The organism is Microbacterium sp. F1-18 (assembly GCF_052921305.1).
Genome location: NZ_JBREVD010000001.1, coordinates 744,717 through 771,171 on the forward strand (window position 1 = coordinate 744,717; position 26,455 = coordinate 771,171).

At 70.4% G+C, this 26,455-nt stretch carries 24 protein-coding genes; 11 read left to right on the forward strand and 13 right to left on the reverse strand.

Annotated features, from left to right (window positions below; genetic code table 11):
- The first annotated feature begins 20 nt into the window (after positions 1–20).
- The 4 genes from ACU6RU_RS03460 (at position 21) to ACU6RU_RS03475 (ending at position 3,879) form a co-directional block, all read left to right on the forward strand.
- On the forward strand, positions 21–992 hold the full coding sequence (locus ACU6RU_RS03460; RefSeq protein WP_183045374.1) for a FecCD family ABC transporter permease: 972 nt from the start codon (positions 21–23) through the stop codon (positions 990–992).
- Positions 989–1,753, forward strand: a complete 765-nt coding sequence (locus tag ACU6RU_RS03465; RefSeq protein WP_446725904.1) for an ABC transporter ATP-binding protein — start codon at positions 989–991, stop codon at positions 1,751–1,753. Before ACU6RU_RS03460 ends, ACU6RU_RS03465 begins: the two co-directional genes overlap by 4 nt.
- 144 nt (positions 1,754–1,897) lie before the next feature.
- Positions 1,898–2,794: an ABC transporter ATP-binding protein gene (locus tag ACU6RU_RS03470; RefSeq protein WP_120263640.1), complete on the forward strand. Its 897-nt coding sequence runs from the start codon at positions 1,898–1,900 to the stop codon at positions 2,792–2,794.
- Positions 2,791–3,879, forward strand: coding sequence for an ABC transporter permease (locus ACU6RU_RS03475; protein ID WP_120263641.1), 1,089 nt, complete (start codon positions 2,791–2,793; stop codon positions 3,877–3,879). The genes ACU6RU_RS03470 and ACU6RU_RS03475 overlap by 4 nt, the downstream gene beginning before the upstream one ends.
- Before the next feature lie 44 nt (positions 3,880–3,923).
- On the opposite strand, the gene ACU6RU_RS03480 is transcribed toward ACU6RU_RS03475, so the two are convergent.
- Complete coding sequence (locus tag ACU6RU_RS03480) at positions 3,924–4,313, reverse strand: VOC family protein (protein WP_120263642.1); 390 nt, start codon at positions 4,311–4,313, stop codon at positions 3,924–3,926.
- A 135-nt stretch (positions 4,314–4,448) separates the two neighbouring features.
- Here ACU6RU_RS03480 and ACU6RU_RS03485 point away from each other — a divergent pair, with 135 nt between their 5' ends.
- The 4 genes from ACU6RU_RS03485 to ACU6RU_RS03500 all read left to right on the forward strand — a co-directional run bounded on the left by ACU6RU_RS03485 (position 4,449) and on the right by ACU6RU_RS03500 (position 8,260).
- Entirely contained in the window at positions 4,449–5,030 is a 582-nt protein-coding gene (locus ACU6RU_RS03485) for a nitroreductase family protein (RefSeq protein ID WP_446725905.1), read from the forward strand.
- 158 nt (positions 5,031–5,188) lie between these two features.
- On the forward strand, positions 5,189–6,421 hold the full coding sequence (locus ACU6RU_RS03490; RefSeq protein WP_446725906.1) for a type III polyketide synthase: 1,233 nt from the start codon (positions 5,189–5,191) through the stop codon (positions 6,419–6,421).
- The gene (locus ACU6RU_RS03495) at positions 6,412–7,110 is read left to right on the forward strand and encodes a methyltransferase domain-containing protein (protein ID WP_120263645.1); all 699 of its coding nucleotides are present in this window, start codon (positions 6,412–6,414) and stop codon (positions 7,108–7,110) included. Before ACU6RU_RS03490 ends, ACU6RU_RS03495 begins: the two co-directional genes overlap by 10 nt.
- Positions 7,103–8,260, forward strand: coding sequence for an FAD-dependent oxidoreductase (locus ACU6RU_RS03500; RefSeq protein WP_446725907.1), 1,158 nt, complete (start codon positions 7,103–7,105; stop codon positions 8,258–8,260). Before ACU6RU_RS03495 ends, ACU6RU_RS03500 begins: the two co-directional genes overlap by 8 nt.
- 4 nt (positions 8,261–8,264) lie before the next feature.
- Here the strand turns inward: ACU6RU_RS03500 and ACU6RU_RS03505 are convergent, their stop codons facing one another.
- The 5 genes from ACU6RU_RS03505 to ACU6RU_RS03525 all read right to left on the reverse strand — a co-directional run bounded on the left by ACU6RU_RS03505 (position 8,265) and on the right by ACU6RU_RS03525 (position 15,511).
- On the reverse strand, positions 8,265–9,089 hold the full coding sequence (locus tag ACU6RU_RS03505) for a UbiA family prenyltransferase (RefSeq protein WP_120263647.1): 825 nt from the start codon (positions 9,087–9,089) through the stop codon (positions 8,265–8,267).
- Positions 9,090–9,703: 614 nt separating this feature from the next.
- The gene (locus tag ACU6RU_RS03510; protein ID WP_446725908.1) at positions 9,704–11,929 is read right to left on the reverse strand and encodes an ATP-dependent Clp protease ATP-binding subunit; all 2,226 of its coding nucleotides are present in this window, start codon (positions 11,927–11,929) and stop codon (positions 9,704–9,706) included.
- A gap of 64 nt (positions 11,930–11,993) precedes the next feature.
- On the reverse strand, positions 11,994–12,992 hold the full coding sequence (locus ACU6RU_RS03515; RefSeq protein WP_289330742.1) for a helix-turn-helix domain-containing protein: 999 nt from the start codon (positions 12,990–12,992) through the stop codon (positions 11,994–11,996).
- 261 nt (positions 12,993–13,253) lie between these two features.
- Positions 13,254–14,360, reverse strand: coding sequence for a glycosyltransferase family 4 protein (locus ACU6RU_RS03520; protein ID WP_446725992.1), 1,107 nt, complete (start codon positions 14,358–14,360; stop codon positions 13,254–13,256).
- Positions 14,361–14,362: 2 nt separating this feature from the next.
- Entirely contained in the window at positions 14,363–15,511 is a 1,149-nt protein-coding gene (locus tag ACU6RU_RS03525) for a glycosyltransferase (RefSeq protein WP_446725993.1), read from the reverse strand.
- A 243-nt stretch (positions 15,512–15,754) separates the two neighbouring features.
- On the opposite strand from ACU6RU_RS03525, the gene ACU6RU_RS03530 reads away from it, so the two are divergent.
- Positions 15,755–16,348 (forward strand): hypothetical protein, encoded by a 594-nt coding sequence (locus tag ACU6RU_RS03530; RefSeq protein WP_120263653.1) that lies wholly within the window; start codon positions 15,755–15,757, stop codon positions 16,346–16,348.
- 107 nt (positions 16,349–16,455) lie between these two features.
- Here ACU6RU_RS03530 and ACU6RU_RS03535 read toward each other — a convergent pair whose 3' ends face one another.
- The 5 genes from ACU6RU_RS03535 to dnaK all read right to left on the reverse strand — a co-directional run bounded on the left by ACU6RU_RS03535 (position 16,456) and on the right by dnaK (position 21,611).
- Entirely contained in the window at positions 16,456–17,340 is an 885-nt protein-coding gene (locus ACU6RU_RS03535; protein WP_446725909.1) for a hypothetical protein, read from the reverse strand.
- 214 nt (positions 17,341–17,554) lie between these two features.
- Positions 17,555–18,004: a heat shock protein transcriptional repressor HspR gene (locus ACU6RU_RS03540; RefSeq protein WP_289330740.1), complete on the reverse strand. Its 450-nt coding sequence runs from the start codon at positions 18,002–18,004 to the stop codon at positions 17,555–17,557.
- Positions 18,005–18,097: 93 nt separating this feature from the next.
- Positions 18,098–19,102, reverse strand: coding sequence for a DnaJ C-terminal domain-containing protein (locus ACU6RU_RS03545; protein ID WP_120263655.1), 1,005 nt, complete (start codon positions 19,100–19,102; stop codon positions 18,098–18,100).
- A gap of 11 nt (positions 19,103–19,113) precedes the next feature.
- Positions 19,114–19,740: a nucleotide exchange factor GrpE gene (locus ACU6RU_RS03550; RefSeq protein ID WP_446725910.1), complete on the reverse strand. Its 627-nt coding sequence runs from the start codon at positions 19,738–19,740 to the stop codon at positions 19,114–19,116.
- Positions 19,741–19,742: 2 nt separating this feature from the next.
- Positions 19,743–21,611 carry a molecular chaperone DnaK gene (gene dnaK / locus ACU6RU_RS03555; RefSeq protein ID WP_446725911.1) on the reverse strand — a complete coding sequence of 623 codons (1,869 nt, stop codon included), beginning with the start codon at positions 21,609–21,611 and terminating at the stop codon, positions 19,743–19,745.
- 328 nt (positions 21,612–21,939) lie between these two features.
- Between dnaK and ACU6RU_RS03560 the strand changes: the two genes are divergently transcribed.
- Both ACU6RU_RS03560 and ACU6RU_RS03565 read left to right on the forward strand, forming a co-directional pair.
- The gene (locus ACU6RU_RS03560; protein WP_120263658.1) at positions 21,940–22,659 is read left to right on the forward strand and encodes a response regulator transcription factor; all 720 of its coding nucleotides are present in this window, start codon (positions 21,940–21,942) and stop codon (positions 22,657–22,659) included.
- 110 nt (positions 22,660–22,769) lie between these two features.
- On the forward strand, positions 22,770–24,227 hold the full coding sequence (locus ACU6RU_RS03565; RefSeq protein WP_446725912.1) for an MFS transporter: 1,458 nt from the start codon (positions 22,770–22,772) through the stop codon (positions 24,225–24,227).
- A 6-nt stretch (positions 24,228–24,233) separates the two neighbouring features.
- Here the strand turns inward: ACU6RU_RS03565 and ACU6RU_RS03570 are convergent, their stop codons facing one another.
- Positions 24,234–24,680 carry a GNAT family N-acetyltransferase gene (locus ACU6RU_RS03570; RefSeq protein WP_446725913.1) on the reverse strand — a complete coding sequence of 149 codons (447 nt, stop codon included), beginning with the start codon at positions 24,678–24,680 and terminating at the stop codon, positions 24,234–24,236.
- Between the two features lie 70 nt (positions 24,681–24,750).
- Entirely contained in the window at positions 24,751–26,418 is a 1,668-nt protein-coding gene (locus ACU6RU_RS03575) for a BCCT family transporter (RefSeq protein ID WP_120263660.1), read from the reverse strand.
- Between the last annotated feature and the right edge of the window lie 37 nt (positions 26,419–26,455).

Below are 26,455 nucleotides of genomic sequence, written 5' to 3' on the forward strand. Positions count from 1 at the left end.
TTCTCGTCGGCGGCATCCTGCTGCTCGTCGTCTCCGTCGGCGTCGCGATCACCCTCGGCCCGGCCGACATCCTGCTCGTCAACGTCCGCGACATCGTCACCAACCACCTCGGCCTGACCGACATCCCCGTCAAGGCAGCGAAGGACGCGATCGTCTGGGAGGAGCGGCTGCCGCGCGCGCTCGTCGCCGCGACATGCGGCGCGGGTCTCGGGCTCTGCGGCGTCATCATGCAGTCGCTTCTGCGGAACCCTCTCGCCGAGCCGTTCATCCTCGGCATCTCTTCGGGCGCCTCGACCGGCGCCGTCGCGATCGGCGTGCTCGGTCTCGGCGGTGCTGCCCTCGGCCTCTCCGGGGGCGCGTTCATCGGCGCGCTCGTCGCCTTCGCGGTCGTCCTCCTGCTCTCGCGCCTCGCCGGGGGCGGCAACGACCGTGTCGTCCTGGCCGGTGTCGCGAGCACGCAGCTGTTCTCCGCGCTCACCTCGCTCGTGATCTTCGCGTTCGCCGACGCCGACGAGACGCGCGGGGTCATGTTCTGGCTGCTCGGATCGCTCGAGGGCATCCGCTGGGACGACGTCGTGCTGTGCGCCGTCGTCGTGGCTCTCGGCTCGGTGCTGTGCCTGCGCTACGCCTCGGCGCTCGACGCCTTCGTCTTCGGCGACGAGGTCGCGGCCTCCCTGGGGATCCACATCGCGCGCACGCGCGGCATCCTCCTCGTCACGACGGCGCTGATCACGGCCACACTGGTGAGCGTCGCCGGAGCGATCGGCTTCGTCGGACTCGTCCTGCCGCACATGGCGCGCCTGCTCGTCGGGTCGCGCCACGGGCGCCTCATCCCCACCACGATCGTCGCGGGTGCGGTCTTCATGGTGTGGGTGGATGCCGGCTCACGGGTCGCCTTCTCGCCGACTCCGCTGCCCGTCGGCGTCGGCACGGCCCTCGTGGGCGTCCCCGTCTTCATCGCCCTTCTCGCCCGCCGGAGGAACCGCGCATGACCCTCGCCGCACGCGACCTGTCGTGGACGCGCTCGGGCACCCTCGTCGTCGACGGCGTCAGCGTGCGACCCGAGCCGGGTAAGACCCTCGGACTGCTCGGCCCCAACGGCTCGGGCAAGTCTTCGCTCCTACGGCTGCTGCACGGTCTGGTCCGTCCCGACGCCGGTCTCGTCACCCTCGACGATCAAGACCTCGCCTCGCTCGGCCGGCGTCACGTGGCGCGTGCCGTGGCCGCCGTGACGCAGCACGCCGATACGGAGGTCGACATCACCGTGCGCGAGGTCGTCCGCCTCGGCCGCATCCCCCACCGAACCGCGTTCGGCGGCGACCCCGCGGCCGATGACGCCGCGATCGCCCGTGCCCTCGAGCACGTCGGCCTCGCCGATCGGGCCGACCGACTGTGGCACACCCTCTCGGGCGGCGAGCGCCAGCGCGCGCAGATCGCCCGCGCGCTGGCGCAGGAGCCGCGGGAGCTGTTGCTCGACGAGCCCACCAATCACCTCGACATCCGTCATCAGCTCGAGCTGCTCGAGCTCGTCTGCGACCTGCCGGTGACGTGCATCGTCGCGATCCACGACCTGAATCTCGCCGCGATGTACTGCGACGCCGTCATGGTGCTGCACTCGGGCCGGGTCGTCGCGGCCGGCACCCCCGCCGACGTGCTGACCGCCGAGCTCATCGCCGACGTCTACGGCGTGGCCGCCGAGGTGCGCCCGGACGCCCGTACGGGGCGTCCGGTCATCACCTTCCTGCGCCGCTGACCGAGCACGCTAGGGTGGCGCCCGCCCCGTCGCCCCGCGCGGCTCCCCCGCCGGGCGGGGCCCGTGCCGCCACGATCCGCCGTACGGGGGATCCGCGCACCCCCGGCCGCTCCCTAGCGTGGAGTCATCGGCTAAGGAGGCGGAATGCTCGAACTGAGCGGCATCACCAAGAACTACGGCACGCACCGCGTGCTCGACGACGTGGGTTTCCGGGTGCCCGACGGGCGCCTGACGGGTTTCGTCGGCGGCAACGGAGCCGGCAAGACCACGACGATGCGCATCATGCTCGGCGTGCTCTCGCGTGATCGCGGCGAGGTGACCCTCGACGGATCACCGGTGACCGCCGCCGACCGCCGCCGCTTCGGGTACATGCCCGAGGAGCGCGGGCTCTACCCCAAGATGAAGGTGCTCGAGCAGATCGTCTACCTGGCACGACTGCACGGTTTCTCGAAGGCGGATGCCACAACGCGCGCTCGCGCCCTTCTCGAGGAGCTCGGACTCGGCGAGCGCCTGAACGACAACATCGAGACGCTGTCGCTCGGCAACCAGCAGCGCGCGCAGATCGCCGCCGCCCTCGTGCACGATCCCGAGGTGCTCATCCTCGACGAGCCGTTCTCGGGCCTCGACCCCCTCGCCGTCGACGTCGTGGCCGATGTCCTGCAGACCCGCGCCGCGCAGGGCGTCGGTGTGCTGTTCTCGTCGCACCAGCTCGACGTGGTCGAACGCCTCTGCGACGACCTCGTCATCATCGCCCGCGGCACCATCCGCGCCGCCGGCACGCGCGACGGGCTGCGCCGTGAGCACCAGGGCCACCGCTACGAGCTCGTCTCGACCGGAGACGCCGGCTGGATCCGCACCGAGCCGGGTGTCGAGGTCGTCGAGTTCGACGGCGGCTACGCCCTGTTCGACGTCGATGCCGACGAGACCGCGCAGCGCGTGCTGCGCCGTGCCGTCGAGCACGGCGACGTCGCGAGCTTCACGCCGCGGCATCCGTCCCTCGCCCAGATCTTCACCGAAGTCATCCAGGAGGTCGCCCCGTGAGCGCCGCATCCCCCTCATTCGCCCAGAGCACCTGGCTCGTCGCCGAGCGCGAGATCGGCTCGAAGCTCCGCAGCAAGTCGTTCGTCATCTCGTTCGCCATCCTCTTCCTCGGAGCGCTCGCTCTCGTGATCTGGGGTGGCTTCTCGGCGGCGAACGACAGCGGCTCCCCTGTCGCCGTGACCCCCGACGCCGCCTCCTACGTCCAGAACGCCCCCGGGCTCGACGTGAAGGATGTCGCCGACCGTGCGGCCGCCGAGAGCGCGGTGCGCGACGGCGACGTCGACGCCGCGATCGTCGCTGACTCGTCGGCCCCCACCGGCTACGTCGTCATCGGCGACACGTCGGTGTCGAACAACATCCTGCTGTCGCTCGCGCAGCTGCCGAAGGTCGAGCTGCTCGACCCGTCCGGCGACGCCGGGTTCCTCGGCTACATCGTCGCGATCGGCTTCGGCGCGATCTTCTTCATCTCGGCGCAGACCTTCGGTGCGACGATCGCCCAGTCGGTCGTCGAGGAGAAGCAGACGCGCGTCGTCGAGCTGCTGATCTCGGCCGTGCCCGTCCGAGCGCTGCTCGCGGGGAAGGTGATCGGCAACACGGTGCTGGCGATGGGGCAGATCCTGATCCTCGCCGCGGTCGCCGTGATCGGTCTCACCGTGACCGATCAGACCGCGTTGCTCACCGGCATCGGGGCGCCCATCGCGTGGTTCGCGGTGTTCTTCCTGTTCGGCTTCGTCCTGCTCGCCGCTCTCTTCGCCGCCGCCGCCGCGATGGTCTCTCGTCAGGAGGACATCGGGGCGACCACGACGCCGCTCATCCTGCTGGTCATGGCGCCGTACTTCCTCGTGATCTTCGCCTGGAACAACCCGCTGATCCTCGGGATCATGTCGTACGTGCCGTTCTCCGCACCCGTCGGCATGCCGATGCGTCTCTTCTTGGGCGACGCGCTGTGGTGGGAGCCCCTGCTGTCACTGGTGATCCTCCTCGTGACCTGCGTCGGCGCGATCCTCGTCGGCGCGAAGATCTACGAGAACTCGCTGCTGCGGATGGGTGCCCGCGTCAAGCTCGGCGAGGCCCTGCGCCGCTGAACCGGCGCGGCGCCGCCGCGCCGTCGCATCGCCGTCCTCCGGTCTCAGGCCTGGAGGACGGCGATGACGTTCCCGGCGGGGTCGCGGAACCAGGCGATGTCGGGACCGCCGCCCCCGCCCCGGACGATCCCCCGCTCGTCGGAGGGGAACACCTCGTCGGGATAGATCTTCGTGTCGACGCCGCGCTCACGCAGCTCATCGACGGCGGCGTCGATGTCGTCGACCGGGAAGTTCAGGATCGTGAAGCTCGCGGGCGTGTGTCCGGGCTTGTCGTAGACCAGGATGCCGCCGCCCGAGGCCAGCCGGATCTCGAGAAACCCCATGGGATTGGTCTCGACATCGAGACCGAGAGTGTCGGCGTAGAACGATCGGGCCGCGTCGATGTCGTCGACGCTGAACCCGCTGAAGGCCCCGTCCGGGGTGAATGCGCTCATGCCGACAGGTTCACCCCGCCCGGAGGCTCGCGCAAGAGGTTTCTCGTGACGGGGAATGTCGGCGAGCGCGCCGTGGTTCGCACGTGACGGGACGATGGAGTCCGACGCCAGTCCACTGAATCATCGGGAGAACCCATGTCCCTCATCGAAGAGCGCGTCGCCGAGACCGACGCCCCCGTCCTCGACATCCTCGCCGCGCGCTGGAGCACCCGTCTGTATGACGATGTCTCGCCCGTCGATGAGGACGCCCTCGCCAGCGCCCTCGAAGCGGCGCGCTGGGCACCCTCTGCCTTCAACGCGCAGCCCTGGCGTTTCGTCGTGGCCCGCCGCGGCACCGAGACCCACGAGAAGGTCGTGTCGACCCTCGTCGAGTTCAACCAGGCCTGGGCCGGCCCGGCAGGCGCCCTCATCGTCTTCATCGCGCAGACCGAGAACGACGGCAAGCCCGTACCCACCGCGCTCTACGACCTCGGTCAGGCCGCTGCGCACTTCACCGTCCAGGCCCACGCCGATGGTCTCTACACGCACCAGATGACCGGATTCGATGCCGCGGGTCTCGCCGACAAGCTCGGCATCGAGTCACCTTTCGTTCCCGTCACCGTCATGGCCGTCGGAGACCTCGGAGACGTCGACGCCGCCCCCGCGGCGGTCCGCGAGCGCGAGCTGTCGCCCCGCACGCGCCGTCCGGTGGCCGAGTCCGTCGTCATCGACGACTGAGCCCGCCCCGCCTCAGCGCCCCGCCGTGCCCGTGCCGGCGGGGCGCGGTCGTTCGGGATGGCGACGACACCCCCTCTCGACGGCCGCGCACCATAGACGAGGCCTGTGAGGTGCGACACCCCCGCGCCTCGGGGCGCGTCCTCCGGTTATCGTCAAGCATGACCGCCCGCATCCTGTCGATCGGCACCGCGGTGCCGCCGGCCGTGATCCACCAGAACTCCGTGCGCGACCTCTTCGCCGCGCAGCCCGGCATCGGGCGGCTGTCGCAGCGCCTGGTCGGCGCAGCGTTCGACGCCTCGGCGATCGAGACGCGGCACACGGTGCTGACCGACCTCGCCGACGCCCTCGCCTCCCGGGCCGCGGGAGGGAATGCTGCGCGAGCGGATGCCGCAGAGGCGGATGCCGCCGACCCGGCATCCCTCCCCGTCATCTCCGGCGACGGCGCCCTGCTGTCACCCTCGACCCGAACGCGCAACGACGCCTACATCGCGCTCGCCCCCGAGCTGTCGGCGCGCGCGGCCCGCGAGGCCCTGTCGGCGGCATCGGTCGACCCGGCCGACGTCACGCATGTGGTGACCGTGTCGTGCACCGGGATGTACGCCCCCGGCCCCGACTACCGACTCGTCCGAGATCTCGGCCTGCCGACATCCGTCGAGCGCTACCACCTGGGGTTCATCGGCTGCGCTGCCGCTGTTCCGGCGCTGCGCGCGGCGGCCCGCATGTGCGCCGCGCAGCCCGACGCGGTCGTGCTCGTCGTGTGCGCCGAGCTGTGCACGCTGCACTTCCGCGTCGCGGACGATCCCGACCAGATCCTCGCCGCGTCGCTGTTCGCCGACGGCGCCGCGGCGGCCGTCATCAGCGCCGACCCCTCGCGACGCGCTGACCGCTGGCTCGATCTCGACCGGTTCGCGACAGCCGTGACCGACGACGGCGAACGCGACATGACCTGGACGATCGGCGACGCCGGTTTCGAGATGGTGCTCACGGCCGAGGTGCCGCGGATCATCGGACGGGAGATCCGCGCCGCGGTGGCCGACGTCGTCGGCGATGCCCACGTCGACGTCTGGGCTGTGCACCCGGGTGGCCGTGCCGTCCTCGACCGCGTCGAGTCGGGGCTCGACCTGGCGCCCGATGCCCTCGCGCAATCGCGCGCGGTGCTGCGGGACTACGGCAATATGTCGAGCGCGACGATCCTCTTCATCCTCCGCTCGCTCCTCGCGGGCGATGCTCTGCGCGATGGTCAGACGATCGCGACGCTCGCCTTCGGGCCGGGCCTCACGATGGAGGCCGCCCTCCTCACCGCGGGAGTCGCCGCCGCGCCCTACGCCGCTGCCGGTGAGACCGTGGCGAGGGATGCCGTACGGCCGGAACCCGTCGCATCGTGGACCTGAGGCACCGCGACGTCGACCTGCGGGAGCTGATGGACGACCCCGGCTGCGACCCGGTCGCCCTCGCGCAGACGCTCCGCCGCTTCGACGTCGTCAATCGCGCCGTGAGCGGTTGGGGAACGGTGTGGCGGCGCCACCTGCGGCCCGCCCTCGCGCGGCTCGATCGTCCCTCGCGGGTCCTCGACATCGGTTCGGGCGGCGGCGACGTCACCGCCCGACTGGCGCGGCTCGCCGAGCGGGACGGCCTCGACGTCAGCTGGGTCGGGATCGATCCCGACCCGCGCGCTCTCGCCGTCGCCCGTGAGCGCGGCCGGCCCGACCTCGAGTTCCGCAGCACCGACTCGTCCACTCTGCGCGCGAGCGGCGAACGTTTCGACGCCGTCATCTCGAACCATGTCCTGCATCACCTCGGCGAGAGCGAGCTCGACGCCTTCGTCGGCGACTCGCTCGCCCTGTCGCGCGGCATCGTGCTGCACGCCGACATCGAACGCGGGCGGGCCGCCTACGCGCTCTATGCCGCGGGCATCACGCCGCTGCAGCGCGGGACGTTCCTGCGCACAGACGGACTGCGCTCGATCCGCCGCAGCTACCGCGCGCCCGAGCTGCGGATGACGCTCGCCGACCGCGGCGAATGGCACGTCGTGCGGCCGGCACCGTTCCGCGTGCTGGCCGTGGGAGCAGGGCATGCCTGACGTCATCGTCGTCGGCGCCGGCCCGGTGGGGATGCTGCTGGCCGCCGAGCTCACACGGCGGGGCGTCGACGTCACGGTGCTCGAGAGACGTGAGCGCAGCGGCGACGGATCCCGCGCGATCGGGCTCCACGCCCCCGTGCTCGCAGCGCTCGAGGCGGGCGGCGCGACCGACCGCATCCTCGCCGACGCCGTCCGCGTCTCGCAGGGCGAGGCGCGCAGCGACGGCGAGCTGCTCGGCGTCGTGCGCTTCGACCGCCTGCCGGCTCGGCATCCGTATGTCGCGACCCTCCCCCAGGCGCTCACCGAGCGTGCGCTCGCGCACGGCGCACCGCCTCCGCTGCGGGGCACCTCGGTCACCCGCGTGACACCGCGACCCACCGAGGTGCGGCTCGAGACGGCGGGCCCACGGGGGCACGGCGAGCTCTCGGCGCCACTCGTCGTGATCGCGGGAGGCGTCGGCGCGCGTGAGCTGGTGTTCCGGCCGGAGGCCCTGCGCCGCACGAGCTACCCCGACCGATATCTCATGAGCGACGCGGACGTGCCCGGTAGAACCGACGCGGAGGTCGCGGTCGTGCACCTCGCGGCATCCGGCGTGCTCGAGTCGTTCCCCCTGCCCGGAGACCGTCGCCGGTTCGTCGCCTGGGACGCCCCGCCCGCGCGGGAGGACGGCGGTTTCGACGAGCCGGAAGCCCGACTGCACCGGCTGCGCGCGGCGATGCGCGAACGCGGCGAGACGGATGCCGCGGACGCGATCACCGACGCGACGGGCTTCCGCGTGCGGCGCGTGCTCGCGCCGCAGCTCCGTCGCGGCCGGGTCGTGGTCATCGGCGACGCGGCGCACGAGATCAGCCCGATCGGCGGACAGGGGATGAACCTCGGCCTCCTCGACGCGGCGACCCTGGCTCCGCTGCTCGCCGACTGGATCCGCAGCGGGGCCGAGCCCGCCGCCGCCCTCGCCATCTGGGAACGCGACCGCCTGCGCTCGGCCCGCACCGCCGGACGGCTGGCCGCCGTCAACATGCGGCTCGGACGCCCCGTGAGTCCCGTGACGCACGCGATACGCACGCGTGCACTCGGGCGGGTGCTGGCCGCGACCGGGTCACTCGTCCCGAACGCCTACGCGATGGGCCTCGACGCCGCCGCCCGATGACGCATCAGCGCAGCGACCCTGCGGCCACCACCAGTTGGGCCGCCAGCACGAGGGCCGCGGCCATGACCAGACGGAACCCGGTGCGATCGGGACCGCGCAGCCGCATCCGCACCACGACGGCGATCGCGAGCGCCAGCACCGCCCCGAAGAACAGCCACGGCAAGACGCCGTCGCTCCGTCCGCCGATGAGCACCGCGATCGCGGCCACGACGATGCCGGCCACCGCGACGACCACCGAAATGGGTGCTCCGAGGCGGTGCGGCAGCCCGCGCACGCCCGTGTCGCGGTCGTCGTCGAGGTCGGGCAGGACATTCGTCAGGTGCACAGCGGCCCCGAGCGCCGCACCCGCGACCGCCGCGAAGGGTGCCGCGAGCGTCGGGGCGGAGGAAGAAAGGGTGGCGAGAGAGGGGAAGAGCCCGAAGCTCACCAGAAACGGCACGACCGACAACGGTGAGGATTTCAGCCCCAGGTTGTACGACCAGGCCGACACGATCGTGACGGCATGCGCGAGCAGCATCCCCCACCCGAGCACCGCCGACAGAGCCAGCGCGATGACGACCGAGCCCGACGCCGCGATCCACGCCGAACGGTTCGAGACCTCACCTCGGACGAGGGGCTTGTCGGTCCGGCCGACAGCGCGGTCGCGCTCGCGGTCGATCGCGTCGTTGGAGATGCCGATCGAGAGCTGACCGAACAGCACGGACGCCACGAGCACCGCCAGCCGCCACGGCTCGAGCCCGGCCGCGAGCCCGAGCGCCAGAGCGAGGGCCGTCACGACGACCGATGGACCCGGGTGTGAGGCGCCCCACAGGGCCCGGACCGTGCGCATAGCCTCAACACTCTCACGCCGCCGCCCCCGCCCCGCGTGGCTTGCGCGCGCCGGCGCACACCGTGCCGGCCGCTTCGCGGCCTGTTGTGGTCGTGCCGGGCGAGGCGGGGTCGGGGCCGGGGCCGGGCCGTGTCGGGCTGTGCCGTGTCGGGCCGAGCCGGGCCGAGCGGGGGGCCGCCAACAGGCTGGATGAGATCAACCGCCATGGGAAACGCCCCCACGCGAGGCTCAGCCTGACGACGGGCGAGCGACCCACGCCGACCACCGGCCACCCGCCGCGCGCAGCTCGCCCCGCTCCGGTCCGGGCACCGCCCGGCCAGCTGTGCCGCCAACAGGCTCAACGGCCTCCGACACCGCGGGAAACACCCCCACGCGAGGCTCAGCCTGACGACGGGACAGCAACCCACGCCGACCACCGGCCACCGGCCGCCCGCCGCCCGCCGCCCGCAGCTCGACCCGCTCCGGTCCGGCCACCGCCCGGCCAGCTGTGCCGCCAACAGGCTCAACGGCCTCCGACACCGCGGGAAACACCCCCACGCGAGGCTCAGCCTGACGACGGGACCCAACACCCAACACCCAGCACCCAGCACAGCCGCCGCTCGCGGCACCGGGGATCAGTCGTCGAGCAGCTCGGCCTCGATCACGTCGTCGTCTCCTCCGGCACCTGCCGGCGCGGCGGGCTCCGCCGCGCCGGCGCTGGTGAGCACGAGCGTGGAACCGTCGGCGGCGACGTCGACTCGCACGATGTCACCGTCGTGCACCCCGCCCGAGAGGATGGCCATCGCGAGGCGGTCCTGGATCTCGGACTGGATGAGGCGGCGCAGCGGCCGGGCCCCGAACACGGGGTCGTAGCCGCGCTCGGCGAGCCAGGCGCGCGCGTCGGGCGTGACGGCGAGCGAGAGGCGCCGGTCCTTGAGCCGCCGCTGCAGCGCGTCGACGGACAGTTCGACGATCTGCGCGAGGTCGTCCTGGCTCAGCGCCTCGAACATGACGGTGTCGTCGAGGCGGTTGAGGAACTCCGGACGGAACGCCTGGCGCAGCAGGATCTGCACCTGCTCGCGCTTCTGCTCGAGGCTCAGCGTCGGGTCGATGAGGATCGGCGAACCGAGGTTCGACGTGAGGATCAGGATGACGTTGCGGAAGTCGACCGTGCGGCCCTGGCCATCGGTGAGGCGACCATCGTCCATGACCTGCAGCAGCACGTCGAACACCTCGGGGTGCGCCTTCTCGACCTCATCGAGCAGCACGACCGAGTACGGGCGCCGCCGCACGGCCTCGGTGAGCTGGCCGCCCTGCTCGTAGCCGATGTATCCCGGAGGGGCTCCGACGAGCCGCGAGACCGAGTGCTTCTCGCCGTACTCCGACATGTCGATGCGCACCATGGCGTGCTCGTCGTCGAAGAGGAATTCTGCGAGGGCTTTCGCGAGCTCGGTCTTGCCGACGCCGGTGGGGCCGAGGAAGAGGAACGAGCCGGTCGGACGGTTCGGGTCGCTGATGCCCGCACGCGAGCGTCGCACGGCGTCGGCGACCGCCTTCACCGCGACCTTCTGACCGATGAGGCGCTTGCCGAGCTCGGACTCGAGTCGCACGAGCTTCTCGGTCTCGCCCTGCAGCAGGCGTCCGACGGGGATGCCGGTCCACGCGGCGATCACGGCGGCGATGTCCTCGTCGGTGACCTGCTCGTTGACCATGCGTTCGGGACCGTCGACGGCGGTCTCGGCGCGCTCCGCCTCGATGACCTCGCGTTCGAGCGCGGGGATCTCGGCGTAGAGCAGGCGCGAGGCCTTCTCGAGGTTGCCCTCGCGCTGAGCGCGTTCGGCTTCGACACGAGCGGCGTCGAGGCGCGTCTTGAGGTCACCGACGCGGTTCAGGGATGCACGCTCCCGCTCCCACCGCGCCTGCAGGTCGTCGAGCTTCTGCTGCTCGTCCTTGAGGGTCGCCCGGAGGGCTTCGAGACGCTCGCGCGAAGCGGCATCCTTCTCCTTCTTCAGCGCGAGCTCCTCGAGCTTGAGCCGGTCGACGTGGCGGCGCAGCTCGTCGATCTCGAGCGGCGCCGAGTCGATCTCCATGCGCAGGCGCGAGGCGGCCTCGTCGATCAGGTCGATCGCTTTGTCGGGCAGCTGGCGGGCCGGGATGTACCGGTTGGACAGGGATGCCGCGGCCACGAGGGCGCCGTCGGAGATCGCCACCTTGTGGTGGGCCTCGTAGCGCTCCTTGAGTCCGCGGAGGATCGCGATGGTGTCCTCGACGCTCGGCTCGCCGACGTAGACCTGCTGGAAACGGCGCTCGAGGGCGGCGTCCTTCTCGATGAACTCGCGGTACTCGTCGAGGGTTGTCGCACCGATGAGCCGGAGCTCGCCGCGGGCGAGCATGGGCTTGAGCATGTTGGATGCGGCGACCGACCCTTCACCGCCGCCGGCACCCATGAGGACGTGCAGCTCGTCGATGAAGGTGATGATCCGGCCGTCGGACTCGGTGATCTCCTTGAGCACGCTCTTCAGGCGCTCCTCGAACTGGCCGCGGTACATGGCGCCGGCCACGAGCGCGGAGATGTCGAGCGACACGAGCTCTTTGTTCTTCAGGCTCTCGGCGACGTCACCGGCGACGATGCGCTGGGCGAGGCCCTCGACGACGGCGGTCTTGCCGACGCCGGGTTCGCCGATGAGGACGGGGTTGTTCTTCGTGCGTCGTGTGAGCACCTGGCTGACGCGGCGGATCTCGCTGTCACGTCCGATGACGGGGTCGAGCTTGCCTTGCCGGGCGCGGTCGGTGAGGTTGATCCCGAACTGCTCGAGGGCGCTCTGCGCCTCCTCCTGTCCGGGCTGTTGCGTGGCGTTCATATCTCTCCTGAAATCTCTCGGCTCAAACTTGAGCCTGTGTGACTCAAGTTTATCACCGTGTTGCTCAGGACGCTACGGCCTCCGGCGCGACACCGGCCACCGAAGCGGCCTCGGGCGTGCAGGCGAAGCGAGCGCGGTATGCCGATGGGCTCACCCCCAGGGCGCGGGCGAAGTTCTGCCGCAGGACGGACGCGGAACCGAAGCCGCTGTCGGCCGCGATCTGATCGAGGCCGAGATCGGTCTGCTCGAGCAATCGCTGCGCGCGCAGGATCCGCTGCCGCCCGAGCCACGCCGCCGGGGTCGTCCCGTAGTCGGCCTTGAATCGTCGGGCGAACGTCCGCGGCGACATGTGCGCGCGCGAGGCGAGCAGATCGACGGACAGATCGAGGTCGAGATTCGCGATCATCCAGTCGGTGATCGGCGCGAGCGACAGCGACGACGCCTCGGGAAGGGGACGGGCGATGAACTGGGCCTGTCCGCCGTCGCGGAGGGGCGGAACCACCATCCGTCGGGCGATGGTGTTCGCCGCCTCGGCGCCGAGCTCGATGCGCAGCAGGTGCAGGCAGGCGTCGAGGCCGGCCGCCGTGCCCGCCGAGGTGATGATCCGGTCCGACTGGACGTACAGCACGTCGGGATCGACCTCGATGCGCGGGTACATGCGTGCCATCGTCTCGGCGTAGCGCCAGTGGGTCGTCGCGCGCTTGCCGTCGAGCACACCGGATGCCGCCACCACGAAGGCTCCACTGCAGACGGTGAGCACCCAGGCGCCGCGCTCGACTGCGCGACACACCACGGCCGTCACCCGCTCGTCGACGGCATCCCAACTCTCGCGCGGGATGGGTGTGATGATCACCAGGTCGGCCTCGTCGGCGAACTCGAGGCCCGCGTCGACGTTGAGCGAGAACGCGAGGTTGGCCGGAACCACGCCGGGATCGGGCGTCACGACACGGAAATCGAAGTTCGGGATGCCCTCGTCGGATCGGTCGAGGCCGAACGCCTCGCACGCGAGGCCGAACTCGAATGGCGCGAATCCGGGCTGGACGACGCAGGCGACCGTGTGCATGGCAGGATTCCTCCGAATACCGTCTCGTCCGCCAGTGTCGGCAGGATGACGCCAATCGTAGCGTTTCTGCCATGGATTCCGACTTGCTTCTCGTCGCCGTCATCGTCGCTGTCGTCGCTGCGTCGATCGCCACCCTCGCGGTCGTCGCGCGCGACGGTTACCGCCGTGTGCCCACCGACGCGTCGCGCCTACCTCGGCCGGCGGAGGTGGCCCCGGGGCCTCGCGACGGCGGGCGCCCCGCGACGAGGATCGCGGCGGACGTCAGCGAGCGCGGAGCGCGCGGGCGCGACGGGATGCCGCGAGCAGTCGCGACGCCGATTCCACCCAGGTGAACCGCGCGATGTGGGCGCGGCCCGCCGCCACGAGCCCCGCACGGGCAGCGTCGTCGTCGAGCGAGACGACGGCCGCCGCGAAGGCACGCGGATCGCGCGGCGGCACGTAGAGCGCCCCGTCGCCGCCGACCTCGTGGAAGATCTCCATGTCGCTCACCACCGCGGGCGCTCCGAGCGCGAGAGCCTCGGCAATGGGCAGCCCGTAGCCCTCGTCCAGGCTCAACGTCGCGAGCATGCCGGCGTCGGCGAGGAGCGCCGCGTACTCGGCATCCGTCACCCCGCCGTGGAAGACGATGCGGGCGTCGGCGGGCGCGAGCTTCTCGAGCTCGGCGCGCCGGCCGTCCGAGATGCGGCTCAGCAGGTGCAGTGTGCGACCCGGCAGCCACTGCATCGCCCGGACGAGCGTCTCGACGTTCTTGTAGGGCATGAACGAGCCCATGTAGACGATGTTCCGCGGCTTGGCGGCCCCCGGCATCGCCGTCGCCGGTGCGAGGTCGGCCAGACGCTGCGGAGCGTTGGGCAGCACGACCACCTCGCGCTTGGTCAGCTTCACGTCGGCGAACTGCCGCTTGCTCGTCTCGCTCACCGTCGCGACGAGGTCAGCGGCGTTGAGCGTCGCCCGCTGCGGCGCGTACGAGAGGTGGAAGAGGCGCCATCCCAGACGGACGAACCACGGCAGGTCGCGCGGAGGTGTGCGGTGCCGGTAGTAGATCGTGTCATGGAGCGTCAGGATCAGCGCGAATCGGCGACCGAGGGCACCGATGGTCTGCATCGGCGAGTAGACCACGTCGGGACGGTGACGGTTCAGACGCAGGGCGGCGAAGGGCTCGAGCATCGAGGTCGGTGCGTGCAGCACGACGTGGGGGGCTCCCTCGGGCAGGAACGCGATCTGCGCGGGGTCGTGCACGATGAACGTGACCTCGACGTCCTCGGCGGGCGCCGCCGCGAACACTGCGTGCGCGAGCTCGTGCGAGAACCGGCTGATGCCGTCGTGGAAGTCGGTGCGGATGTAACGCGCGTCGAAGAACAGCCGCATCGTCACGCGTCGAGCGGCTCGCCGCGGTAGAGCTTCTCGAAGGTGTCGAGAGTGCGCTCGATGTCGTGGATCTCGACGCCGTCGAGCGAGGCCTGCTGCATCCGCAGGTACTCCTCGGGCGATGCGGTGAGCACCCGACGCAGCTTGTCCGCGAGATCGTCGACGTCGCCGGGTTCGAAGAGGTAACCGTTGACACCCGACTGTACTAGGTGGGGCAGCGCGACGGCATCCGCCGCCACGATCGGCAGCCCCGAGGCCATGGCCTCCATCGTAGCGATCGACTGCAGCTCGGCGATCGACGCGATCGCGAACACATCCGCCCGCGTGTACGCGGCACGCAGGTCGGCTTCATCGGTGCGCCCGAAGAACGTGACGCGATCGCTGATGCCCAGCTGCTGCGCGGTCTGCTCGAGGTTCCGACGCTGGTCGCCGCCGCCGACGATGTCGAAGTGGACGTCGAGCTCGGGCGCGAGCTTGGCGACGGCCTTCAGGGTGACCTCGACATGCTTCTCGGTCGTGAGGCGACCGACGAACAGGATGCGACGGTGCTCGCGCGGGGTGAGGTCGGGGGTGTAGTTGCGCTTGTCGATGCCGCAGCTGATCGGGATGACGCCCGAGATGTCGATCGTGTCCTCGAGGAACTCCGCGGCCTTGCGGGTGGGGGTCGTCACGGCGCGCGACATCAGGAACGTGCGCTTGGCGTCGTCCCAGCAGAGCTTGATGATGATCTTGTCGAGGAACGGCGGGAGCGTCGTGAAGTCGATGACGTTCTCGGCCATGACGTGGTTGGTCGCGACCACCGGGACGCCGCGCTTCCTCGCCTCGCGGGTGAGCCCGCGGCCGATGACGATGTGCGACTGGCTGTGGACGACGTCGGGCTTGACCGAGTCGAGGATGCGCCGCGCGTAGTGCTTCGAGCGCCACGGCAGCACGAAGCGCAGCCAGTCGTGCGGGTACCAGCGCCATCCGGGGAGGCGATGGACGGTGAGGTCCGCGCCCTCGATGTTCTCGGTGAAGACGCCCGACTGCGAGTGCTTCACGCTCGGCGTCACGACGTGGACATCGTGACCGCGAGCGGCGAGGCCGGCGGAGAGCCGCTCGGCGAAGCGGGCGGCTCCGTTGACGTCGGGGGCGAAGGTGTCGGCGCCCATCACGATGGTCAGAGGTGCGCGCGAGCTGGCGGCGGGAACACCCTCGTTCGTCGTGGATTCGGTCACGGGTCAGGCCCAATCTGTACGGCGGAGTGCCGCCGGCTGTGGCCGACGCGGCGGCCCCGAGCTTACCCGAGCGGTCTTGAAGCTTCCGGGAGGCGGCCCGGCGTTGAGGCAAACCGGCCGCACGGGCTGCACGGCGGGCGGACGCGGGAACCCCGGCGGCATCCCTAGGCTGGGGTCATGGCCCGACTCGAAGCCGATGCCGATCCCGCCCGCTGGGTTGCCGTCACCGAATCGTTCGGATTCTCCGGACGCCGCGCCCGCAAGCGCGCGATCGGGATGCTGCTGAGCCAGGCCAACGCCGCGATCGGCGCCGCGCCGCGCCCGGGCGGGCGGTTCGCCGCGTGGGCCGCGAGCCAGGCGGTGCCGATGCTGATGCGACGCGCGAACGGCCGGGTGCGGGCCTGGATGTGGAAAGCCGACCCCGAGCTGCTGGTCGTTCTCGCGCAGATGCAGGAGGCGACGGCGCAGGTGCGGGCGGCGCGGGCGATGATGCCGATGGAGTACGACGACACCGAGGACTTCCGCTCCCCCTACCTGGGGGTGGGCGAGAAGCTCGTGATGACGCTGCCTCCCGATCCGAGGACGCCGCCGTTCGTGTCGTACACGTGGGACACCGGCACCCACCTCGTGACGCTGTCGGCCGTCTGCAGTGACCGCGAGCGCGTGGGAACGGTGCTCGACGAGCTCGATCATCTCGCCCGCTCGCTGCGCGTCGTCGACGATCTGACCCTCGACGAGTCCGCGGGCACCCTGCGCCTTCCTCCCGCCTGACCCCCTCCGCCCCCTCCGCCCCTGCCCGATCGCCGACCCGACGCAAGAGGTCGCCGAATTCCGGCCGGAGCGACCATTCGTGTCGGGTCGGCGAGGGGTTGGGGGGGTCAGCTGGTCAACGCTTCGCGCGCACGGAGGAGGACGGCGCGACGCCGCGCGCCGCGGTGGGTTCTGTTCACGCGGATGACGCGCCAGCCGAGACGTGCGAGGTCGTCGAGACGGTCGACGTCGCGGCCGTACTGCGCGTCGTCGAGCCGATGCTGCTGACCGTCGTACTCCAGGAGCACGCGCCGCTCGGCGTCGACGAGGTCGCCATAGGCCACGAAGCGCCCGGCCTCATCGCGGATGACCGCGTTGACCTCGAAGGTGGTCATCCCGAGGTCCTCGGCGTCGAGTCGCAGCTCCGTCTCCGCAACGGAGTCGGTGCGTTCCCGGCAGCGTTCGTGCGCGAGTCGGAGCGCGCGTACGCCGCGCCGACCGGACCACGCCGCCACCGCCCCGCCGAGCTGCTCGATGGACAGGACGGGATCATGCCTGCGCATGAGGGAGTCTGCCGCGATGACGAGCTCGCGTTCGCCCATGAGCTCGGCCGATTGGCACCAGGCGACGGCCGGACGCGCGATCGGAACGGGTCCGAACCGCCACCGACTCGCCGCGGCGGCTTCGTGACCGCGCACCCCCGCACCCCGGGCGCGCCCGAGCGGTCGCGGCGCCGCGACGTCCACCTGCGTGCGCAGCCGCTCTGGAATCCAGCCGCCGACGAGAGCCACTGCCGTGGCATGGCTGATGTGCTCGCCTGCGCGCAACTTCGGCAGATAGGCGGTCACCAGCGCGCGCACGTCCATCACGGGTGCACGCGAGCGGATGCCGCGGAAGGGCACGGCCAGGTCGGCGGAACGAAGTCTGCCCCGCGTCACACCGGTCGCGCGCGCGGTCCCAACCGTGAAGGCACCCGGCAGCGCCTCGGGGAGCTCAGCAGGAATGCGTGCCACCCGTCCAGACTGAAGCTCTCTCGCCCTCTCCCCGCGATATCCCCAGCCCGTTCACCATCCGGTCTCCCCCACCCTCGCCTGTGCAGGAACCCCGCCCACCCCGCCCCACCCTGAACCGACCCGAATGGCCGCTCCGCACGCCGGATAACGACCCTTTGTGTCGGGTCGACGGGGCCGGCTGAGGCTACGGGGCCGGCTGAGGCTACGGGGGCGGCTAGGACTGCGGGGCGGTGGGCGGGGCGGCGGGGCGGCGGTAGAGCACGACCTCGGTCGCGCGGCGGACGCGCGCGCCGTGGCGCAGGGTCACGACGGCGCCGGTCGCACCCGCGGCGAACACCCGCGCACCGGGGCGCTGCTGCATCTCGTCGCGAAGACGCTGCTCGAGGTCTCGCACCTCACGACGAAGGCCCGCGACCTCGTTCTCGAGCTCGAGGATGCGCGCGATGGCGGGCAGGCTGATGCCCTCCGCCGACATCCGAGCCACCTCACGCAGCTGACGGATGTGCCGCAGCGAGTATCGCCGCGACCCGCCCTGCGTGCGCCCGGGCACCACGAGCCCCAGCCGGTCGTACTGCCGGAGGGTCTGCGCGTGCATGGCGGCGAGCTCCGCCGCGGCAGCGATCGCGAAGATCGGGGCGTCCTCGTCGATGTCGTCTTCAGCCATGGTTGGTCACCTCCTGGGCGTCGAGATCGTCGTCATCCGGCCCGCCGCACCAGTCCCGTGGCGAACGGGTGCGGCGGGTCGACGACGGGTGTGTCAGCCGCGCGCCTTGTTCATCAGGTCGGCACGCGGGTTCTCGCGGGGTTCGACCTCCGCGAAGCGCTCGAGGGCCGCCCGGGCTTCCTCGTCGAGGTGCGCAGGAACGGCGACCTGGACCTCGGCCAGCAGATCGCCGGTGCCCTTGGACGTGCTCACACCGCGACCCTTGACCCGCAGGACGCGACCCGACGGCGTGCCGGGCGCAACCCGGAGCTTGACGGGGTCGCCGCCGAGCGTCGGAACCTCGATCGTGGCGCCGAGGGCGGCCTCGGTGAAGGTCACCGGAACCACGACGCGCAGGTTGAGCCCATCGCGCGTGAACACCGAGTGCGGGCGGACCGTGACGGCCACGACGATGTCACCCGGCTCGCCGCCGTCGGGCGAGGGCCGCCCGCGGCCGCGCAGCCGGATCTTCTGGCCGTCCTTGACGCCTGCGGGGATCTTCACCTTGAACGGCTTGCCGTCTTCGCCCTGGAGCGTGACGGTGTCGCCGCGCACCGCCGTCGCGAAGTCGAGCGTCGTCCGAGCGGTGACGTCGGCGCCGCGCTGCGGGCCGCCGAAGCCCTGGAATCCGCCGGTCGAGCGGCCGAATCCGCCCGTCCCGAAGCGGCTGGATCGGCCGGACTGCTGGTTGAACATCGCGAAGATGTCGTCGAAGTCCGCGCCGCGCGCTCCGGCGCCGCCTCGAGCCCCCTGGTTGAAGGCGCTGAAGACGTCTTCGAAGCCACCCGCGCCCTGGCCACCCGCGGTGAAGCGGGCGCTGCCCGACCCCATCGCTCGGATCTGGTCGTACTCGGCGCGCTGCTCCTTGTCGGAGAGCACGGAGTACGCCTCGCTGATCTCCTTGAACTTCGCCTCGGCCGCAGCATCGCCCTGCGTCGAGTCGGGGTGGTATTTGCGCGCGAGCTTGCGGTAGGTCTTCTTCAGGTCGCTATCGGAGACGTCCTTGGATACGCCCAGCACCTTGTAGAAGTCCTTATCGAACCAGTCCTGACTGGCCATGTCGTTGCCTCCTATTCGGTCGGCACGGCGACGACGACCTTCGCCGGACGCAGCTCGATGCTGCCGAGGCGGTAGCCGACCTCGACGACCTCGAGGATCGTCGGCTCGGCCGTGCCCGGGGTGGGCGCCTGGAAGATCGCCTCGTGCTGCTGCGGGTCGAACGCGTCGCCCGCGGCGCCGTAGGACTCGACACCCAGTCGCGCCACGACCCCGCGCAGCTTGTCCGCGATCACCGCGAGCGGCGATCCCTCGACGAGGTCGCCGTGCTTGTCGGCACGGTCGAGGTCGTCGAGCACGGGCAGCAGGCCCTTGGCGACCGAGCCCTTGGCGCGCTCGATCTCGACCTCGCGCTGCTCCTCGGTGCGCCGACGGTAGTTGGCGTACTCGGCCTGCACGCGCTTGAGGTCGAGCACGAGGTCGTGCTCCTCGGCAGGCGCTTCGGCGACGGCGGCCTCGTCGGACTGCGTCGCGCCGAGGATGTCGTCGATGGTCAGTTCGTCGTCCGCAGCCGCGGCGTCCGCGGCATCCGTTGCTCCGGTGGCCTCGTGCGCGTCGGGGCCGGACGCCTGGGCGTCCGACCCCTCCCCGCCGAGGACCTCGTCTTCGCCGTGCGGCTCTTCGAAGTCCTTGTTGGTCATGATTACTTCTTCTCGTCCTCGTCTTCGACGACCTCGGCGTCGACGACGTCCTCATCGGATGCCGTCGCACCGGCGTCACCGGTCGGAGCGTCGGTCGGGGCACCCTGCGCCTGGTCTGCCTGACCCTGCGCGTAGATGGCCTCACCGAGCTTGCCCTGCGATGCGTTGAGCTTCTCGAACGCGGTCTTCACGGCCTCGTCGTCATCACCAGCGAGTGCGGTCTTCAGCGCGTCGACGTCACCCTGCACCTCGGACTTGACGTCCTCAGGCAGCTTGTCGGCGTTGTCGGCGATGAGCTTCTCGATCGAGTACGACAGGGTCTCGGCCTGGTTGCGCACCTCGGCTGCCTCGCGGCGCTTCTTGTCCTCTGCCGCGTGCTCCTCGGCCTCACGCACCATGCGCTCGATGTCGTCCTTGGGCAGCGACGAGCCGCCGGTGATCGTCATCGACTGCTCCTTGCCGGTGCCCTTGTCCTTCGCCGAGACGTGCACGATGCCGTTGGCGTCGATGTCGAAGGTGACCTCGACCTGCGGGATGCCGCGGGGTGCCGGCGCGATGCCCGTGAGCTCGAACGTGCCGAGCGGCTTGTTGTCGCGGGTGAAGTCGCGCTCGCCCTGGAAGACCTGGATGGCGACCGACGGCTGGTTGTCGTCGGCGGTCGTGAAGGTTTCGCTGCGCTTGGTGGGGATGGCGGTGTTGCGCTCGATGAGCTTCGTCATGATGCCGCCCTTGGTCTCGATGCCGAGGCTCAGGGGGGTCACGTCGATGAGGAGGACGTCCTTGCGCTCGCCCTTGAGGACACCGGCCTGCAGGGCGGCGCCGACGGCGACGACCTCGTCCGGGTTCACGCCCTTGTTGGGCTCCTTGCCGGCTTCCTTCTTCACGAGCTCCGACACGGCGGGCATGCGGGTGGAGCCACCGACGAGCACGACGTGGTCGATGTCGCCGACCTTGATCCCGGTCTCGCGGATGACGTCTTCGAAGGGCTTCTTCGTGCGGTCGAGCAGGTCCTTCGTGAGGTCCTCGAACTTCGCGCGCGACAGCGTCTCGGAGAGCGACACGGGGCCCGAGTCGGTCAGCGAGAGGTACGGCAGGTTGATCGAGGTCGACTGCGAGCTGGAGAGCTCCTTCTTCGCCTGCTCGGCGGCCTCCTTGAGGCGCTGCAGGGCGATCTTGTCGCCCGAGACGTCGACACCGGTCGTGTCCTTGAACTGCTTGATGAGGTACTCGACGATGCGCTGGTCCCAGTCGTCGCCACCGAGGCGGTTGTCACCGGCCGTGGCGCGCACCTGGATCGTCGAGAAGTCGTCGTCCTTGCCCACTTCGAGCAGCGAGACGTCGAAGGTTCCGCCACCGAGGTCGAAGACGAGGATGAGCTCGTCTTCCTTGCCCTTGTCGAGGCCGTAGGCCAGCGCGGCGGCGGTCGGCTCGTTGATGATGCGCAGGACGTTCAGGCCCGCGATCTCGCCGGCCTCCTTGGTCGCCTGGCGCTCGGCGTCGTTGAAGTACGCGGGCACGGTGATGACGGCATCCGTCACCGTGTCGCCGAGGTACTGCTCGGCGTCGCGCTTGAGCTTCTGGAGGATGCGAGCCGAGATCTCCTGCGGCGTGTACGCCTTGCCGTCGATCGCCTGGGTCTTCCAGTCGGTGCCCATGTGGCGCTTGACGGAGGTCAGGGTGCGGTCGACGTTGGTGACGGCCTGCCGCTTGGCGGTCTCACCGACGAGGACCTCGCCGTCCTTGGTGAATGCGACGACCGAGGGGGTCGTACGGAGCCCTTCGGCGTTGGCGATGACCTTGGGCTCGCCGCCCTCGAGGACGGCCACGACGGAGTTCGTCGTGCCCAGGTCGATACCCACTGCACGTGCCATGAGTTGTCTCCTTACTTGCGGTTCTGATGGATCTGAAGTCTGCGGCGGCCCAACCTGAGCCGCGATGACTCAACTGTACTCGCGCACCGAAACCATGTCAAGAGAAGTTGAGTCAGGTCGTATCAAGTTCATTGTCGGATGGCGAGGTGCATGACGTCCACCTGAGCCAATTCTGAGCAACCCTGAGGCACGATCATCGGATCCTCTCAGCGGCGCGCTATATGTTGAGTCCACTCATGACAAGAAGCGTGAACCCGAACTCGCCTCTCGTCGACTCCGAGCCCGTGATGGGCGGTCGTCGAGCGTTCCCGCGTGCCCGGAGGCACCGGTGACGCGCAGCGCCGTCGTCATCGAGGATGACGACGACCTCCGCAGCCTGCTCAGCCAGACCCTCGAGCAGCACGGCTTCGCCGTCCACGCCTTCCCCGACGGCCCCGCCGGAGTCGACGCCGTCCGCCACCTGCGTCCGGACCTGACGACCGTCGACGTCAAGCTCGACGGCATCGACGGTTTCGAGGCGGTTCGCCGCATCCGGGCCTTCCACGACGGATACGTGCTCATCATCAGCGCCGTCGACGACGAGACCGCGACGGTCGAGGGCTTCCGCAGCGGAGCCGACGACTACGTCATCAAGCCCTGGCGCCCCTACGAACTGCGCGCCCGCATCGACGCCCTGATGCGGCGCCCCCGCACCCTCCAGTCACCCGAGAACGTGTCGGGTGGCTGGCTCGAAGCAGGTGGTTTGCGGCTGAGCCCCGGATCGCGCCGCGTCGAACTCGACGGCCGCGCCCTCGATCTGACCCGTTCCGAGTTCGACGTCCTGCAGGCGCTGATGCAGCGCCCCGGTGACGTCGTCGAGAAGGCGTGGATCGCGCTCATGCTGCGCCGTCAGAGCGGTGTCCATGGCGAACACGTCAGCCCCCACGACCTCCACGCGGTCGAGGTGCACCTGATGAACCTGCGCCGCAAGCTCGGCGACGACGGACGCACCGGCCGCTGGATCGAGACGGTGCGCGGCATCGGCTACCGGTTCGCGCGTCGCGACTGAAAAGCGCCCCACCCCGTTCGGCTGCGGATACGCTGACCCCGTCGCGAAGATGCGACGCGCCGCCGACGGGCGGCACCGAGTGTTCACGGAGAGGTCGTAGCGTGCCCGGCATGTCACCCGAGACCGATCCGCCCGGCGGAGGCCGCAGCCCGAAGGCATCCGCGCCGGGGGTTCCCACGCCCCCCACCGCCGCCGACACGCAGGCCCTCGGGCGCATCGCCGCCATGCAGACCCGCGATGTCGACGAGCAGCCCGTCCCCCGGAAGACCGTTGTGTCGTGGGCACTGTGGGACTGGGCGACGCAGCCGTTCAACTCCGTCATCCTCACCTTCGTCTTCGCGTCGCTGTTCCTCGTCTCCGATTCGTTCCTGCCCGCCGACATCGCCGTGCTGCCCGACTCCGACCCGATCAAGGAAGCAGCCCTCGCCGAGCTGGCGAGCGGGTACGGCGTCGCCTCGACAGCTGCCGGCATCCTGATCCTGCTCCTCGCGCCGGTGCTGGGGCAGACCGCCGACCGATCGGGCCGGAAGAAGCGGTGGCTCGGCGTGTTCACCGTCGTCCTCGCGCTGCTGCAGTTCGCGCTGTTCTTCACCTTCGCCGACCCGGCGTACTTCTGGTACGGCGCGATCGTCCTCTCGCTCGGCGCCGTCGTCTCCGAAATCGCGGGCGTCAACTACAACGCCATGCTCGTCGAGGTGTCGACGCCTCGCACGATCGGCCGGGTCAGCGGCCTGGGCTGGGGCCTCGGGTACATCGGCGGCATCGTCGCGCTCACCCTCGTGGTCGTGCTCACCTTGGCCGACTGGTTCGGGATGGACACGAGCAACGGTCTGGCCTACCGGCTCATCGCCGTGGGATGTGGGGTCTGGACGATCGTCTTCGCCATCCCGCTGATGCTGAACGTCCCCGAGCGCTCCGCACCGCACAGCACGGAGAAGGTCGGCTTCTTCGCGGCGTACGCCCACCTGGTCGCCGACATCGCTCGCCTGTATCGCACCGAGCGCCCCACGTTCTGGTTCCTTCTGGCGAGCGCGGTCTATCGCGACGGCCTCGCGGGCGTCTTCGCCTTCGGCGGGGTGCTGGCTGCCCGCGCGTTCGGATTCTCGCCGACGGAGGTCATGGTCTTCGGCATCGCCGCGAACCTCGTCGCCGGCGCGTCCACCATCATCGCGGGACGCTTCGACGACCGTTTCGGAGCGCGAGCCGTGATCATCGCGACCCTCTCGGGGCTCATCGCGGTCGCCGTGCTGCTGTTCGTGCTGCAGGACGCCGGATCGATCGTGTTCTGGATCGCCGGGCTCATCCTCTCGGGATGCGTGGGACCCGCACAGGCGGCGAGCCGCTCACTGCTCGCGCGCGTCACGCCTCCGGGCATGCAGGGTGAGATCTTCGGCCTCTACGCCACGACGGGGCGCGTCGCGAGCTTCCTCTCCCCCGCCATGTGGGCGCTGTTCATCGCCTGGTTCGGCAGCATCATCTGGGGCGTGCTGGGCATCGCCGTGGTGCTGCTTCTCGGGCTCGTGCTGCTGCTCTTCGTGCGCCTGCCGAAGCAGGCCGGCATCCGCTGACCGGCTTCAGGCGGAACGCCGCATGGGGACGTGCGGGATGTCGTCCTCCGAGAACTCCGGCCCGCTGATCGCGAATCCGAACCGCCCGTACCAGTCGGCGAGGTGCTTCTGCGCGTCGAGGTCGATCGCCGCGCCGGGCCACCGCTCGCCGACGCGCTCGACCGCCGCGCGCATGAGCTGGGCCGACAGGCCACGGCCGCGGGCCTCCGCGGCGGTGGCGACGCGTCCGATGCGGGCGTTGCCCGAGGCATCGCGCAGCAGCCGGAGCGTCGCCAGAACCCGTCCGTCGTCTTCGATCCAGAAGAGCTCGGTGTCGGGCTCGAGGTCTCGGCCGTCGAGCTCGGGGTAGGCCGCGGCCTGCTCGACGACGAAGACGCTGACGCGCAGCCAGAGCAGACGGTAGAGGGTCTCGGCGGGAACATCGGTCAGACGGGCGGAGGACACCGGAGGCATCCGCCCAGCGTACGACGAAGGCGCCGGGCGGTCGGGCCCGGCGCCTTCGCGGCGATCGACGATGTCCGCGTCAGCCGCGCCTGCCGACGATCCACGGGAAGCGCACTCCCCGCTCGTTCGGCTCCTCGACCTCGAGGCCGTAGTGATCGCCGATGCGTTCGATGAACTGGGCCCGCTCCGCACGGGCGTACGCGCGGCGCTCGCGTTGGAAGGCCAGCACCGTCGACCAGCACATCAGGAGCATGACGATCGAGAAGGGCAGCGCGATGAGAATCGCCGCGGTCTGCAGAGCCTGCAGGCCACCGGCGAGCAGGAGTGCGCTCGCGAGGGCGGCGGTGATGACGACGAAGAACACACGCACCCAGCGCGGCGGCTCGGGGTTGCCGCCCGTGGCGATCATGCCCATGACGAGGGCGCCCGAGTCGGCCGAGGTGATGAAGAACACGGCGATCAGGACGATGGCGCCGATCGTCAGCACGCCACCGGCCGGCAGCCCCTCGAGAAGCTGGAACAGCGCCCCCTGCAGGTTCACCGAACCATCGGCGGCGAGCATCGACCCGGGCTGTTCGAGCTCTCGGTACAGCGCCGAGCCGCCGAGGACGGCGAACCACAGGATGCCGATCAGGGTCGGCACCAGCAGCACGCCCGCGACGAACTGGCGAACCGTGCGCCCCTTGCTGACGCGCGCGATGAAGATGCCGACGAAGGGCGCCCACGAGATCCACCAGCCCCAGTAGAACGACGTCCACTGCGCCTGCCAGGCCTCGCCCGCCGCCCCCTGGAGAGCGCTGACGGTGAAGGAGAGGCCGATGAAGTCCTGGATGTACGCACCGATCGACTGCACCCACTCTCGCAGGAGGAACTGCGTCGGCCCGGCGAAGAGGAGGAAAAGAAGCAGCAGGCCGGCGACGATGAGGTTGAAGTTGGAGAGCCACTTCATCCCCTTCGTCACTCCCGACAGCACCGAGAACAGGACGAAGACGGAGACGATCGCGATGAGCCCGATGAGCATCGCGTCGTTCATGGGAGGGAGGCCGATGAACTCGAGGCCCGAGCCCATCTGCATGACACCGAGTCCGAGCGAGGTTGCGACACCGAACAGGGTGCCGACGAGGGCGACCGCGTCGATCACGTTGCCCGCGGCCCCACGCACACGATTGCCCAGCAGCGGCTCGAGCGCCCAACGGATCGAGATCGGCCGGCGACGGCGGTGGATCGCGTACGCGAGCGCGAGCCCGACGACCACGTACATCGCCCAGGCGTGCACACCCCAGTGCAGGTACGTCTGCGTCAGCGCTCCCTGAGCCAGCTGCTGCTCGGTGCCGGTCACCCCGGGTCGCGGGTCGACGAAGTGGCTGAGCGGCTCGCTCACGCCGTAGAAGACGAGTCCGATACCCATGCCCGCCGCGAAGAGGAGCGAGAACCACGAGCCGGTCGAGAACTCGGGCTCGTCGTCGTCGCGTCCGAGCTTGATGTCACCGAAACGACTGAAGCCGACGAAGATCGCGAAGCCGACGAAGAAGGCCGCGATGAGGACGTAGTACCAGTTGAACGAGTCGACGATCGACGTCTGGATGGCGCCGAAGAACGACTCGGCCGTGGTGGGGAAGATGATCGCGAAGGCGCTGAAGCCGACGATCACGACCGCGGCGGGCCAGAACACCCAACGGGCGATCGTGCCCGGGGTGGACACCGCGGCTATGCGTTCTGCGGGAGAGGGCTGATTCTCGGTGCTCACCGAACCAGGGTGGCAGGATACCGGCGCGACGCAAAGT